We start from the raw sequence: 13,380 nt of genomic DNA on the forward strand, positions 1-13,380 counted from the left end.
CGGGCCGCGCACTCCTGATCAGCTGGACCATCCCGCAGGCGTTGGCCTGCAGAACAAGAGGCAACCTATGGGTTCTGTCGTCAAGAAGCGACGCAAGCGCATGTCCAAGAAGAAGCACCGCAAGCAGCTTCGCAAGACCCGCCACCAGCGCCGCAACAAGAAGTGAGCACTGTGTGATGCGCAACGGCCCCCACCGCGAGGTGGGGGCCGTTGCACGTTCGGGGCGGAGTCGCCGGCTGACGGGCGGGGTCGCCGGCTGACGGGCGGGATCGACGCCTGGCGGGCGGGGTCTCCGCTGGAAGGGTGGGGTCTCCGCCTGACGGGCGGCTCGAGGGCGGCTCGTCAGGCGCGACCGGTGAGGCGGCGCCACCAGGGGCGCTTCGCCAGAGCGGCCCGCAGCAGCTCGGCATCCACGCGATACTTGGTGTGGACGGCGCCGTCGACGATGACCACGGGGACGTCGTAGTCCCAGTCCTCGCGCAGCGCCTCGTCCTCGTCGATGTCCCGCACCTCGACCGTGGAGCCGACGCGATCGGCCTCGGCCCGGACCACCGGCAGGGCGTCGTCGCACAGATGGCAGCCCTCTCGGGTCAGGTACAGGACCCGGGCATCCGGGTCCGTGGGGGTGGGGATGCGCTGGCTGGTCATGAGAGGAACCTTAGCGGGACGGCAGTCCCCGGCAGGGGTCGCGGAGATCGGGAAGTGGGGCATCGTGCACGCAGCACGAACGCAGACGCAGAAGCAGGGGCAGGGGCGGACACGACGACGAGCCGCCCGCGCTCGGCGGACGGCTCGTCAGTTCCCCGGGGCGCGGTGCAGGCGCCCGGGGGAGTGGAGGGTGAGATCAGGCGGCGGTGGGCGCCGTGAACTCCGCCTCGATGGAGATCTTGACGTCGTCGGCGACCAGCACGCCACCGGCTTCGAGGGCCGCGTTCCAGGTCAGGCCGAAGTCCTTGCGGGAGATCTTGGTCTCGCCGGTGAAGCCCGCGCGGTAGATGCCGAAGGGGTCGGTCGCGGAGCCCTCGTAGGCGAAGTCGAGCTCGACCTGCTTCGTGGTGTCACGGATGGTCAGATCGCCCACGAGCTTGTCGCCCTTGACCTCGGTGGAGACGAAGGTGATCTCCGGGAAGGTCTCCGCGTCGAAGAAGTCGCCGCTGCGGAGGTGGTTGTCACGGTCGGTGTTGGAGGTGTTGACCGAGGCGGTCTTCAGCGAGGTGCGGAAGGAGAGGTTCTGGCCGCCCTCGCCCACCTCGAGGACGCCGTCGACGTCGGTGAACTGGCCGCGGGCCTTGGAGATGCCGGCGTGACGCACGGTGAAGCTCGCGGAGGTGTGGCTGGCGTCGAGGGTCCAGGTGCCGGGGGTGAGGTCGTTCATGTGATGTCTCCTTGAGGTCGACTGGTGCGACTGTGATCGACGGTCGATCACCACGCTGTTGCTTGAAACATAAACTATACTCGAGAGCGATGCAAGGGACTTCCGCTCAGGACCAAGGAGACAGTGATGCAGGACATACAGTCAAGTGATGACGGTGAGGGCGACGCGACCACGGAGAACCCCGTGTCGACGCCCGAGGGGCTCTGGCTGAGCCAGCCGGAGCAGAAGGCGTGGCGCAGCTTCCTCTACGCGAGCACGCTGCTGAACGACCGGCTCTCCGACGCGCTGCAGGCGGATGCGGAGATCGACCTGACGCTGGGGGAGTACGAGATCCTCGTGCGCCTGTCCGAGGCATCGGACCAGTTCCTGCGCATGTCGGAGCTCGCGGATCGGGTGGTCCACTCCCGGTCGCGCCTGACGCACACCATCTCCCGGATGGAGAAGCGCGGGATCGTGGAGCGGGTGCGCTGCTCGAGCGACGGACGCGGACGGCAGGCGCAGCTGACCGCCGCCGGCCGGGAGCTCCTGGAGCGGGCCGCCCCCACGCATGTGCGCTCGGTGAGGGAGCTGCTGCTGGATGTCGTCGGCCATGACGACTTCCTCGAGCTGGGTCGGATCCTGGGCCGCGCGGTGCCCGAGGACGCTCCGATCGGCCTGGGGAGTCCGGCACCTCACGTCGAGGCCGATCCTCAGAGCTGATCCGGAGGTTGGGTTGGTACCGTGTGGCGGCTGACCCCATCGGCTGCAGAACCCCTCGGCGCCGCCGAGCCTGCTGATCTCCTGAGGGAGGACCGCGCACTCGTGAGCACCACCACCGTCCACCTCGTCCGCCACGGCGAGGTGCACAACCCCGATCGCATCCTGTACGGCCGCATGCCCGGTTACCGGCTGAGCGATCGTGGAGTGCAGATGGCCGGCCGGGTCGCCGACCACCTGGCGGACTCCGACATCGCCCTGGTGCGCTCCTCGCCCCTCCTGCGCGCGCAGCAGACCGCGGCGCCCATCGCCGCCGCCCACGGCCTCGAGGTCACCTCGGACCCGCGGATCATCGAGTCCGGGAACCACTTCGAGGGCCACCGGATGGGGCACGGCGAGGCGAAGCTCAGCGATCCGCGCAACTGGCGCTGGTTCCGCAATCCGCTGCGCCCCTCGTGGGGGGAGCCCTACCGCGAGCAGGTGGCCCGCGTGATCGCCGCCGTGCACGATGCGCGCGCCGCGGCCGAGGGCCACGAGGCCGTGCTGGTGCTCCACCAGCTGCCGATCTGGGTGACCCGCCGCAGCGCCGAGGGCAAGCCCCTGTTCCATGACCCCCGTCGCCGGCAGTGCGGGCTGTGCTCGGTGACCAGCCTGCGTTTCGTCGGCCCCCACCTGGCTGACGTCGGCTACGCCGAACCGGCGGCCGAGCTCTACGCCGGGGCGGTCGATGCCACCGGAGGCAGGCTGACGTGAACGCGAGGAACACCCCGGCGCGGCTCTCCCGCCGTCGCCTGCTCGGCCTGGGCGGAACACTGCCGGCAGCGCTTCTCCTGGCCGCCTGCGGCTCCGACACCAGCTCCCGCTACGACTCCGGATACGTCTCCGGCGACGGCGTGACCACCGAGATCCCGGCCGCGGAGCGCACCGACCCGCTCGAGATCGCCGGCACCACCTTCGAGGACGAGGACTTCTCCTCCGTGGACCTGCGCGGCGAGCTGCTCGTGGTCAACGTCTGGTACGCCTCCTGCCCGCCGTGCCGGAAGGAGGCCCCGGACCTGCAGGCCATCCATGAGGACTACGCCGATCAGGGCGTCTCGTTCGTCGGCGTCAACGTGCGCGACTCCGCAGGCCCCGCGAAGGCCTTCGAGGAGAACTACGGGATCACCTACCCCTCGCTGCCGGACCCCGATGCACAGATCATGTACGCGCTGCGCGGGCAGGTCGCCCCGAACGCCGTGCCCTCCACGCTCGTGCTGGACCGCGAGGGCCGTGTCGCCGCCCGCATCTCCGGCGGCGCCGACCCCTCGACCCTGCGCGCCATGATCGACAGGGTGCTGGCCGAATGATCACTGCCGACATGGGCGCCGCGTTCCAGGCGACAGCGCTGTCCGGATCCCTCCTGCTCGCCGTCGCCGTCGCCGCGGCAGCGGGCCTCGTGGCCTTCCTGTCCCCGTGCGTGCTCCCGGTGGTCCCCGGCTACCTCGGATACGTCTCCGGGCTGGCCGGCCAGAGCGCCGTGACCGCCGGCGTCGGAGCCACGGCGGGCCGGCGGCCCAGCGCCAAGCGGCCCGGAATGGGCCGGATGCTCGCCGGGAGCCTGCTCTTCGTGGCCGGCTTCGCCGTGGTGTTCATGGTGCTCGGCGGCTTCGCCGGAGCCCTGGGCTTCCTTCTGCAGGAGTACGCCGTCTGGATCAACCGGGTGGCCGGTGCGATCGTGCTGCTGATGGGCCTGGTCTTCATGGGCGTCTTCCCGGGCCTGGGGTCCAATCGGCCCGTGACCAGCAAGCGCCCCGACGCCGGACTGCTCGGCGCGCCGCTGATGGGCCTGATCTTCGGGCTCAGCTGGACGCCCTGCATCGGCCCCACCTACGCCGCGATCGTGGCCCTGTCGCTCGATGGCGGCGGCTCCGGCGCCGCGCTGCGCGGCGGTATCCTGGCCCTCGCGTACTCGCTCGGCCTGGGCATCCCGTTCGTGCTGTTCGCCCTCCTCTTCGACCGTGCCCTGGGGTTGTCCAAGAAGCTCTCGGCCCACCGCCGCACGATCGGGCTGCTCTCGGGCGCCCTGCTCATCGCGATCGGTGTGCTGCTCATGACCGGCGTCTGGTCGACCTGGATGAGCCAGCTGCAGGGCCTCATCGCGACCTACGAGACGGTCGTGTGATGGCCCCCGACGACGCAGACCGCACGCACCCCTCCGATGGGACGGACGAGACTCTGAGCAGGACACCGAACTCCGACAGCGCGCCGCACTCCGCGAGCGTCGACACCTGGAGCAGCAAGCGCGACAAGGACGGTCCCCGGCGCCCACCGCGGGGGGTGAACGCCCCGGCGCTCGGACTGCGCGGAACGCTCCTGTTCCTGTGGCGCCAGCTGACCAGCATGCAGACCGCACTGATCCTGCTGATGCTGCTCGCGATCGCCGCCGTGCCCGGCTCGCTGTACCCGCAGCGCAGCGTGAACCCCGCGCTGACCGACCAGTTCCTCGAGGAGAACGGCCGCTGGGGGAAGCTCCTGGACACGCTGGGTTTCTTCGAGGTCTTCTCCTCGCCGTGGTTCTCGGCCATCTACCTGCTGCTGTTCATCTCCCTGATCGGCTGCATCATCCCGCGGGTGGGCGTGCACCTGCGTCAGGTGCGCGCGAAGCCCCCGCGCACCCCGTCGCGCCTGACCCGCTTCACCGGCTACACCCGCGTCGAGCTCCCGGGAGCCGACGCCGACGCCCTGCTGGAGACCGCGCGCCGGTCGCTGCGGCGCTCGCGCTATCGCACCGATGTCCGCGAGGAGACGGGATCACGATCCGTCAGCGCCGAGCGCGGGCTGCTGCGCGAGAGCGGTAACCTCCTGTTCCACATCGCTCTGGTGGGGGTGCTGATCTGCGTCGCCGGCGGGCAGCTGACGAGCTATCGCGGCCAGATCACCGTGATCGAGGGTCAGGGCTTCACCAACTCGCTGACCCAGTACGACTCCTTCGAGTCCGGGGCCTGGTTCGACACCTCCGAGCTCTCCCCCTTCCAGTTCACGCTGGACGAGTTCCGGGCGGAGTACGTGCTCGAGGGCGCCGACGAGAGCCGGGTGGGCCAGCCCCTGTCCTTCGAGGCCGACATCGACGTGACGACGCCGGGCGAGAAACAGGAGCAGCGCACGCTGCAGGTCAACAAGCCCCTGCACGTCGACGGCACCTCCATGTACCTGCTCGGCAACGGCTACGCGCCCGACGTCACCGTGACGGACCCGGAGGGCAACGTCGTGGCCCAGGGCCCGGTCATCACCGTGCCGATGGGCGACGTCGGATACACCTCCCAGCTCGTGATCAAGGCGCCCGACGCCCGACCCGACCAGCTCGCCGTCGTCGGCTTCTTCCTGCCCACCGGCGTCATCGACGAGGAGGGCCCGCACTCGATCTACCCCGATCTCGCGGATCCCCAGCTCGCGCTCACCGTTCACAAGGGCGATCTCGGCCTCGACTCCGGCATCCCGCAGAACGCCTACGAGGTCGACGTCTCCACGCTGACGCCGGTCACCGGGGACGACGGCACGCCCGTGCTGATCAGCCTCGCCCCCGGTCAGATCTTCGAGCTCCCGGACGGCACCACGATCAGCTTCGACGGCGTCAAGCGCTACGCCGCGTTCGATGTCGCCCATGACCCCTTCGAGCGCTGGGTGCTCGTGAGCGCCCTGACCGCTGTGGGCGGCTTGATCCTGTCGCTGTTCGTGCCCCGCCGGCGCCTGTGGGTGCGGGTCGGGGACCGGTCCGGGCCCGACGGCACCGTCGTGCTCGAGGTCGCCGGTCTCTCCCGGAGCGACGACCCGGCGCTGCCCGATGACGTGCGGGCACTCGCCACGAAGCTCTCCGAGGCGCAGGATGGGACGGGCGGGCCCGCCGGACCATCGCCCGCGGACCCTGTTCAGATCGACGACACCACCGATGACCACCACGAAGGAAGTGCACAGTGATTGACCAGCAGCTGGCGGAGATCTCGAATCTCGCCATCGTGGTAACGATCGTGCTGTACGTGCTCGCGCTGATCGGCTTCTCGGCCGATCTCGCCTCCACCTCGCAGAAGCGCAGCGACGAACGACTGGCCGCCCGCGAGGCGCACGAGGCAGCCCGCGCGAAGCAGTCCGTGACGGCCGGCGCGGCCGGTGCGACCGGTACGGCCGGGCCCGCAGGCACCGACTCCCCGGCCGCGGCCGCGGGAGCGGCCCCGGCGGGTGCGGGTGAGGACGCCGGAGCGACCGGCGCACGGTCATCTGCCGCGAGCTCGAGCTCGATGACGGCGCAGACCTTCGCCTTCATCCTCGCCGTCGCGGCCACGGTCCTGCACATCTTCGGCGTGGCCACGCGCGCGGCGGCCACCCAGCGGGTGCCCTGGACGAACATGTACGAGTTCGCGACGACGAGCACCGCCGTGGTGATGGTGGCCTTCCTGATCTTCTCGATCAAGCGCGCCGAGCTGCGGATCCTGGGCACCTTCGTGATCGGGCCGGTGCTGCTGGTGCTGCTGCTGGCCCAGACGCTGTGGATCGTGCCGGCCGCGGAGCTGACCCCGAGCCTGCAGAACTCCCACTGGCTCTACATCCACATCTCCGTCGCGATCATGTCCACGGCCCTGTCGATCCTCGGCGCCGTCGTCGCCTCCCTGCAGCTGCTGCAGGCCCGCCACGAGCGCGCACTGGTCGAGCGGGTGTCCGATGACGACCAGTTCCCCGAGCACTGGGGTCGTTTCGGCCACGTGCTGGACCGGCTGCCCAGCTCCACGGTGCTGGAGGCGCTGAGCTTCCGGATCCACTCGGTGGCCTTCGTGGGCTGGACCTTCACCCTGATCTTCGGGGCGATCTGGGGCCGCGATGCCTGGGGCCGCTACTGGGGCTGGGACCCCAAGGAGGTCTGGACCTTCATCATCTGGGTGGTCTACGCGGCCTACCTGCACGCACGCGCCACCGGGGGCTTCCGCGGCAGCCGTGCGGCCGGCCTCGCCCTCGTGGGCTTCCTGGCCGTGGTCTTCAACTACACGATCGTCAACACGATCATCAACGGCCTGCACTCGTACTCGGGTCTCTGAGCAGCGCAGGCAGCACCCACCAACAGCACGCGGCCCCGTGTGGACTCAAGTCCATACGGGGCCGCGTGCGTCGTACAGGATCTGGCGTGCGAGCTCAGCTGCGAGGCGTGTCCGGGTCGGCCGGGCCCTCGCCCGAGCCGTTCTGGCCGCGCTCCCGGCGCTCCCGGCGGATGTCCTCGTCGAGCTTGCGCAGGAAGTCGGGGTCCTCGTCCGGGGCGGACGGCCCGCGCCGCTGCGGGCGCTTCGGGGCCGGGCCGGTGCGGTCCTTGCCGACGACCAGCCAGGTGATCGGTCCCACCCAGGGCAGCAGCACGATCAGCACGATCCACGCCCATTTGGGGATCCCTCGGATCTTGTCGTCCTCCGTCTGCACGCAATCGGCGAGCGCGAAGACGGTGAGGGCGATGGAGAGGACTGCGACAAGACCGCGGAGCATGCTCGGAGTGTAGTGACCCCACCTGAACCCCAGCGGCAGAGGGGGCGAGCAGAGGGGTGAGCACAGCGTGCGGGCGGCGCCTCGAGGCGCGAGGCGGAGCGCGGAGCTCGACGAGCGGACCCGCAGTGCTCGACGAGCGGGCCCGCGGCGCCGGGCAGGGGCGACCGATCGCAGCCCGCCGGGCGGGTGAGCACCCAGGCGGGCGAACTACTCTGGGAGCATGCGAGAAATGGTCTTGTTCGCCGTCATCCGACTGGTCCTGTGGGCCGGGATCTGGTGGGTGCTCACCCTGTTCGACGTCGGGGTGATGCTCGCCGGCGTGCTCGCCGCTCTGATCGCGATGCTGATCTCGATCCTCTTCCTCAACCGGGTGCGCGATGCCGCCGCGATGCGCTGGAAGGCCGCCGACGACAGGCGCCGTGAGCGTCACGCCGATGACGTCGATGAAGATGCCGAGGCGGAGGACTCGTTCCTGGATGCCGAGGCCGCCGCGGCGGACGGCGCCCATGGCACCGACGTCACCGAGGAGTCCGGCTCGACCACGGCGTCACCTGCCGGCCCCGGTCAGCTGCCCGAGCTCCCGGCCGAGGATCCGGCGAGCCCGTCGGCCGACGGACGCTGAGCCCTCACAGGCACAGGCACAGGCCGAGCAGCAGCAGCAGCGAGAACACCAGCTCGAGCCGCCCGGAGGCGCCGAGGACCGGGATCAGGTCGCGCCCACCCGCGCCGCGCAGCACGATGCGCAGCGGGGAGATCGCCAGCGGCAGGGCGAGCAGCACCACGACCACCGGCCACTGCACCACCATCACCGGCACCATGAGCACGAACGGTGCCAGCTGCGTCACCGCGAACAGGGCACGGGTCCTGCGATCGCCGAGCCGCACCGCGAGGGTGTGCTTGCCGGCGATCGAGTCGGTGGGGATGTCGCGCAGGTTGTTGGTCAGCATGATCGCCACGGCCAGCAGACCGATCGCGATCGAGGCGAGCAGAGCGACCCAGTTGGGGTGGGGCGTGATCGCGTAGGCGGTGAGGTTGACGGCGACCAGGCCGAAGAAGACGAACACGAACAGCTCGCCGAGGCCCAGGTACCCGTAGGGCTTCTTCCCGCCGGTGTAGAACCAGGCGGCGGCGACGGCGGCCGCCCCGACGAGGAGAGTCAGCCAGATCTGGGCGAGGGCGATGAGGACGATGCCGAACAGTGCTCCGGCCGCCAGGGCGCCGATCGCGGCGGCCTTGACGGTCTTCGGGGCGGCGGCGCGGGATCCGGTGAGGCGGAAGGGGCCCACCCGGTCGTCGTCGGTGCCGCGGATGCCGTCGGAGTAGTCGTTGGCGTAGTTCACGCCGATCTGCAGACACAGGGCCACGGCGAGGGCGAGCAGCGCTCGCGGGACGACCAGTGCCCAGTCCACACCCCCGGGCTGCTGGGCCAGCTGCCAGATCGCGACGCCGGTGCCGGCGGCGACCGGGGCGAAGGCGGCGGGGAGGGTGCGGGGTCGGGCGCCCTGCACCCACTGCGACAGGCTGGCCATGGTGCTCCTCGACAGGTCGTGGCCGACGGATCACGGCCTCATCGAGGATACGCGGTGGCCCTGGCGCGTTCCGGCCCGAGGGCGTTCCGACCCCGTGGCGGACCGCACACCCTGCCTCGAGGAGGAGGCTCAGCCCGCGGCGGCGAGGCGGCGGGCTGCGGCCCGGTCCACCTTGCCGATCCCCAGCAGCGGGAGCTCCTCGACCACATGGACCCGCTTGGGGATCATGTGCGCGGGCACCTCGCTGGTGCGCAGCGCGGCCCGGACCAGAGCCGACGCCTCGGCAGGATCGGTCCCCGGCTCGAGGGTGACGAGGGCGTCGACACGCTGGCCCCACTCCGGGTCCTCGACCCCGACGACCACGCTCGTGCGGATCAGGCCCTGCAGCATGAGGGAGCGCTCGATGGCTCGTTCCACGTCCTGCGGGAGCACCTTGCGACCGCCGGTGTTGATGACGTCATCGGCCCGGCCCAGCACGCTCAGCGTCCAGTCCACGCCCAGCTCGGCGAGGTCTGACGTGGTGAAGGTGCGCTGGGTGGTGCTCGACGCGGCGCTCGTTGCGGTGCTGGACCTGGTGCTGGTCTCGGTGCTGGACCCGGTGCTCGGCGCGGAGGCCGACGTGAACGGCGTCGTGTCGGTGCCGCCGTGGGCCGTGAGATAGCCCAGGGCGAGGGTCGGCGAGGCGATCACGAGGCGGCCGGCACCGGACGCGTCGGGCGCCTCGAGGTGCAGCTGCACCCCGGGGAGCGCGGTCCGGTCGTACACGCAGCCGCCGGCAGTCTCCGAGGAGCCGTAGGTGGTGCGCACGGCGATGCGCTGGGCGCGGGCCTTCGCGAGCACCTCGGGACGCGTTGCGGCCCCGCCCACGAGCACGGCGGCGAAGCGCCGGAGCACCCCGCGGGCGCGGGCGTCGGCCCCGGTCGTCCCGGTGATGATGCGGGTGAGCTGGGTGGGCACCAGGGAGGTGAATGCCGGGAGCCCTGCGTCCTCGGCCTGCGCGAGGGCGGGCTCGGCGAGCGCTACGAACGCCGCGGCGTCGAAGTGCCCGCGCAGGTCCGGCAGCGGATCCGGGAGGGCCGGCGCGGCCAGGCCCAGCACCTGGGCGGTGCGATGCGCCCGGGCGATCACCTGCACGCCGGCGATGTGGGTGGGCGGCAGCAGGGGCAGCCAGAAGCCGTGGCCCTGGGTGTCCGGGGCGGTGCCGTCGGCCGCGAACAGCGCAGCGGTCGCGTCCTGGGAGGCGAGCAGGGCCGAGCGGGACAGCGCGACCGCCTTCGCCGTGCCGGTGGACCCGGAGGTGGGGACCACCAGGGCGGTGTCCTCGAAGCCGGCCGGCAGGGCGGACGGCGCCGGGAACGGCCCCAGCCACAGCCGCGAGGTGCCCGCCATCAGCTGCCCGATCGCTCGGGAGTGCGCGTCGAGCGAGGCGGCGGAGGAGTCGTGGGCAGGCGGCACGAGCCAGGGCCGGGCTGCGAGATCCGGCTGCTCGGAGGAGGAGAGGGCCACGGCTCAGCCCTGCGGGTGGGGGAACTGCGACCAGTCGGGCTCGCGCTTGCCGAGGAAGGCGTCGCGACCTTCGACGGCCTCGTCGGTCATGTACGCCAGGCGGGTCGCCTCCCCGGCGAAGACCTGCTGGCCCATGAGCCCGTCGTCGGCCAGGTTGAAGGCGAACTTCAGCATGCGGATCGCCTGCGGCGACTTGGTGGCGATCGTGCTGGCCATCGCGAGCGCCTCGGTCTCGAGATCCGCGTGGTCCACGACGCGGTTCACCGCGCCCCAGTCGTAGGCATCCTGCGCCGAGTACTCCTCGGCGAGGAAGAAGATCTCCCGGGCCCGCTTCTGCCCGACCTGCTTGGCGAGATAGGCCGAGCCGTAGCCGCCGTCGAAGGAGCCCACGTTCGCGTCGGTCTGCTTGAACCGCGCATGCTCGCGCGAGGCGATCGAGAGGTCCGCGACCACGTGCAGGGAGTGACCGCCGCCGGCGGCCCAGCCGTTCACCACGGCGATCACGACCTTGCCCATGGTGCGGATCAGGCGCTGCACCTCGAGGATGTGCAGGCGGCCGCTGGAGCCGCTGCGCACCTGGGTGGTCTCGCCGAGGTCCTCCTGCTCGGAGTACTCGTAGCCGGCGCGACCCCGGATACGCTGGTCGCCGCCGGAGCAGAAGGAGCGGCCGCCGTCCTTGGGGGAGGGGCCGTTGCCGGTGAGCAGGATGATGCCCACGCCGGTGTCCAGGCGGGCATGGTCCAGCGCGCGGTACAGCTCGTCGACCGTGTGCGGGCGGAAGGCGTTGCGCACCTCGGGGCGGTCGAAGGCGATGCGCACCGTCGGCAGGTCGTGGCCTGTCCGCTCGCCGTCGGGGGACTCGATGCGGTCGACGGCCCGGTGGTAGGTGATGTCGGTGAAGGCCTCCCCGCCGTGCTCGGTGGCGGGGACCTCGCGCCACAGGCGCGGATCGAAGGTCTCGGAGACCTGGTGGGGCAGCGGATCAGGAGCGGACGTCATGGTGCTCAGGGTAGTCCGGGCCGCGGCGGTGGAGGGTTCCGATGGGGTGAGGTCAGCGACTCCACGGCAGCTCGGAGGTCGCCGGCACCGGATCGCTGCGCAGGCGGCCGTAGATGAGCACGTCGTGCCGCTCGCCGTCGAGGAGGAACTTCTGGCGCTCGATGCCCTCCTGCACGAAGCCGGCGGCGCGGGCCACGGCCCCGGAGGCCGGGTTGTTCACCCGGTGGCCGAGCTCGAGCCGCTCGAGCCCCCAGCCGCCGTCGGCCACGGGGCGCAGCGCACGGTTGGCGACGGTCGCCGCGGCCCGCGAGGTCAGGCCCCGGCCGCGGGAGCCGGCGTGCTGCCAGTAGAAGAACCAGCCCGATCGGTGGGGCTCCTCGATGCTCACGCCGATGAGACCGATCAGCTCGTCGTCGACCAGCTCATCGTCGACCAGCTCGCCGCCGACCGTTGCGCTCCCGGCACGCACGGTCCCGGCCGGCTCGCCGCGGTCCATCCCCCGGGGCTCCCCAGCCACGATCGCGACGCCCCGACGGGAGGGTGCGTCGAGCCAGGCGATCATCTCCTGGGCCTGCGGGAGCGAGGTGACGTCGCCCTGGCGGGCCATGTCCGGGGAGGAGGCGAAGGCGGCCAGTACGGCCGGGCCGTCGTCCGGGCGAACGGGTCGCAGCAGGTGGGATGGGGTGCTCATCACGGTCACGATAGCGAGGCCCGCCGAGGGCATCCCGAGAATTCTTCCTCCGACGGCACCGCCCGCTAGCCTCGGGGAATGCTCATCCCTTCCGCACTGCGCGAGCGCGGCATCGACCGCGTGCTCGCGTGGACCATCCCCATGACCACCCGTTTCCGCGGCATCACCGAGCGTGACGGCCTGCTGCTGCACGGCCCCGCCGGATGGGCGGAGTTCTCCCCGTTCTGGGACTACGACGCCGCGGAGTCCGCGGCGTGGCTGCGGGCGGCGCTCGCCGACGCGACCGCGGCCCGCCCCGCCCCGCGCCGCGAGGAGATCGCCGTCAACGCCACCATCCCGGTGGTGCCCGCCGTGCTCGCCCATCGCATCGCGACCGTCGGCGGTGCCCGCACGGCCAAGATCAAGGTCGCCGATCCCACCTCCTCGCTCGCCGAGGACACGGATCGGGTCGAGGCGGTGCGCGACGCGCTGGGCCCGACCGGCCGGATCCGCATCGACGCCAATGCGGCCTGGACCCTCGACCAGGCGAAGGAGGCCCTGCCGCTCCTGGACCGCGCCGCCGGCGGCCTCGAGTACGCCGAGCAGCCCTGCGCCTCGATCGAGGACCTCGCGGCCCTGCGCCGTGCCGTCGACATCCCGATCGCGGCCGACGAGTCCGTGCGCCGCGCCGAGGACCCGCTGCGCGTGGCCCGGGCCGAGGCGGCCGACGTCCTGGTCATGAAGGTGCAGCCCCTCGGCGGTGTGCAGAGGTGCCTGGACCTCGCCGACCAGGCCGGCCTGCCCGTGGTGGTGTCCTCCGCCCTGGAGTCCAGCGTGGGCCTCAGCGCCGGCCTCGCGCTCGCCGCAGCCCTTCCGGAGCTGCCCTACGCCTGCGGGATGGCAACCGCGTCGCTGCTCACCGGGGATCTCGTGGCCGATGCCCTGCACCCCCGGACCGGGACCCTGCCGGTGGCGCGGCCCGAGCCGCGGGAGGAGCTCATGGATCGCCATGCGGCGCCGGCAGAGCTCGCCGCTCGCTGGGAGGAGCGCCTGGCAGCCTGCCTCGACGCCCTGTGAGCTGACTCGTCGCCCCGAGCCGCGATGGC

16 protein-coding genes are annotated in these 13,380 nt (G+C 71.6%); 9 read left to right on the forward strand and 7 right to left on the reverse strand.

Features of this window, described 5'->3' with window-relative positions:
- The first annotated feature begins 67 nt into the window (after nt 1-67).
- Nucleotides 68-166: a 30S ribosomal protein bS22 gene (locus ABD093_RS16255; protein WP_074712200.1), complete on the forward strand. Its 99-nt coding sequence runs from the start codon at nt 68-70 to the stop codon at nt 164-166.
- A gap of 176 nt (nt 167-342) precedes the next feature.
- On the opposite strand, the gene ABD093_RS16260 is transcribed toward ABD093_RS16255, so the two are convergent.
- Nucleotides 343-648, reverse strand: a complete 306-nt coding sequence (locus ABD093_RS16260; RefSeq protein ID WP_343925838.1) for a glutaredoxin family protein — start codon at nt 646-648, stop codon at nt 343-345.
- A gap of 196 nt (nt 649-844) precedes the next feature.
- A complete protein-coding gene (locus tag ABD093_RS16265; protein WP_343925840.1) occupies nt 845-1,375 on the reverse strand; it encodes a YceI family protein in 531 nt (176 codons plus the stop codon).
- 126 nt (nt 1,376-1,501) lie between these two features.
- On the opposite strand from ABD093_RS16265, the gene ABD093_RS16270 reads away from it, so the two are divergent.
- From ABD093_RS16270 to ccsB, 6 genes are all read left to right on the forward strand, one after another.
- A complete protein-coding gene (locus ABD093_RS16270; RefSeq protein WP_193116748.1) occupies nt 1,502-2,074 on the forward strand; it encodes a MarR family winged helix-turn-helix transcriptional regulator in 573 nt (190 codons plus the stop codon).
- A 102-nt stretch (nt 2,075-2,176) separates the two neighbouring features.
- On the forward strand, nt 2,177-2,824 hold the full coding sequence (locus ABD093_RS16275) for a histidine phosphatase family protein (protein ID WP_193116749.1): 648 nt from the start codon (nt 2,177-2,179) through the stop codon (nt 2,822-2,824).
- On the forward strand, nt 2,821-3,417 hold the full coding sequence (locus ABD093_RS16280) for a TlpA family protein disulfide reductase (protein ID WP_343925842.1): 597 nt from the start codon (nt 2,821-2,823) through the stop codon (nt 3,415-3,417). The genes ABD093_RS16275 and ABD093_RS16280 overlap by 4 nt, the downstream gene beginning before the upstream one ends.
- Nucleotides 3,414-4,232, forward strand: a complete 819-nt coding sequence (locus tag ABD093_RS16285) for a cytochrome c biogenesis CcdA family protein (protein ID WP_343925844.1) — start codon at nt 3,414-3,416, stop codon at nt 4,230-4,232. The genes ABD093_RS16280 and ABD093_RS16285 overlap by 4 nt, the downstream gene beginning before the upstream one ends.
- Complete coding sequence (gene resB / locus ABD093_RS16290) at nt 4,232-6,025, forward strand: cytochrome c biogenesis protein ResB (protein ID WP_343925846.1); 1,794 nt, start codon at nt 4,232-4,234, stop codon at nt 6,023-6,025. Before ABD093_RS16285 ends, resB begins: the two co-directional genes overlap by 1 nt.
- On the forward strand, nt 6,022-7,134 hold the full coding sequence (gene ccsB, locus ABD093_RS16295) for a c-type cytochrome biogenesis protein CcsB (protein ID WP_193116752.1): 1,113 nt from the start codon (nt 6,022-6,024) through the stop codon (nt 7,132-7,134). The genes resB and ccsB overlap by 4 nt, the downstream gene beginning before the upstream one ends.
- 94 nt (nt 7,135-7,228) lie before the next feature.
- Here ccsB and ABD093_RS16300 read toward each other — a convergent pair whose 3' ends face one another.
- Complete coding sequence (locus ABD093_RS16300) at nt 7,229-7,570, reverse strand: PLD nuclease N-terminal domain-containing protein (protein WP_193116753.1); 342 nt, start codon at nt 7,568-7,570, stop codon at nt 7,229-7,231.
- A 220-nt stretch (nt 7,571-7,790) separates the two neighbouring features.
- On the opposite strand from ABD093_RS16300, the gene ABD093_RS16305 reads away from it, so the two are divergent.
- Nucleotides 7,791-8,192 (forward strand): DUF4229 domain-containing protein, encoded by a 402-nt coding sequence (locus ABD093_RS16305; RefSeq protein ID WP_193116754.1) that lies wholly within the window; start codon nt 7,791-7,793, stop codon nt 8,190-8,192.
- Nucleotides 8,193-8,196: 4 nt separating this feature from the next.
- On the opposite strand, the gene ABD093_RS16310 is transcribed toward ABD093_RS16305, so the two are convergent.
- From ABD093_RS16310 to ABD093_RS16325, 4 genes are all read right to left on the reverse strand, one after another.
- Nucleotides 8,197-9,099 carry a 1,4-dihydroxy-2-naphthoate polyprenyltransferase gene (locus tag ABD093_RS16310; protein ID WP_193116755.1) on the reverse strand — a complete coding sequence of 301 codons (903 nt, stop codon included), beginning with the start codon at nt 9,097-9,099 and terminating at the stop codon, nt 8,197-8,199.
- 129 nt (nt 9,100-9,228) lie between these two features.
- A complete protein-coding gene (locus ABD093_RS16315; protein WP_319021526.1) occupies nt 9,229-10,605 on the reverse strand; it encodes an AMP-binding protein in 1,377 nt (458 codons plus the stop codon).
- A 3-nt stretch (nt 10,606-10,608) separates the two neighbouring features.
- Nucleotides 10,609-11,604 carry a 1,4-dihydroxy-2-naphthoyl-CoA synthase gene (locus ABD093_RS16320; protein WP_193116756.1) on the reverse strand — a complete coding sequence of 332 codons (996 nt, stop codon included), beginning with the start codon at nt 11,602-11,604 and terminating at the stop codon, nt 10,609-10,611.
- A gap of 52 nt (nt 11,605-11,656) precedes the next feature.
- The gene (locus ABD093_RS16325) at nt 11,657-12,295 is read right to left on the reverse strand and encodes a GNAT family N-acetyltransferase (RefSeq protein WP_193116757.1); all 639 of its coding nucleotides are present in this window, start codon (nt 12,293-12,295) and stop codon (nt 11,657-11,659) included.
- Between the two features lie 78 nt (nt 12,296-12,373).
- On the opposite strand from ABD093_RS16325, the gene ABD093_RS16330 reads away from it, so the two are divergent.
- On the forward strand, nt 12,374-13,351 hold the full coding sequence (locus ABD093_RS16330; RefSeq protein ID WP_193116758.1) for an o-succinylbenzoate synthase: 978 nt from the start codon (nt 12,374-12,376) through the stop codon (nt 13,349-13,351).
- Nucleotides 13,352-13,380: the final 29 nt, after the last annotated feature.

The organism is Brachybacterium tyrofermentans, from assembly GCF_039526165.1.
Lineage (GTDB): Bacteria > Actinomycetota > Actinomycetes > Actinomycetales > Dermabacteraceae > Brachybacterium > Brachybacterium tyrofermentans.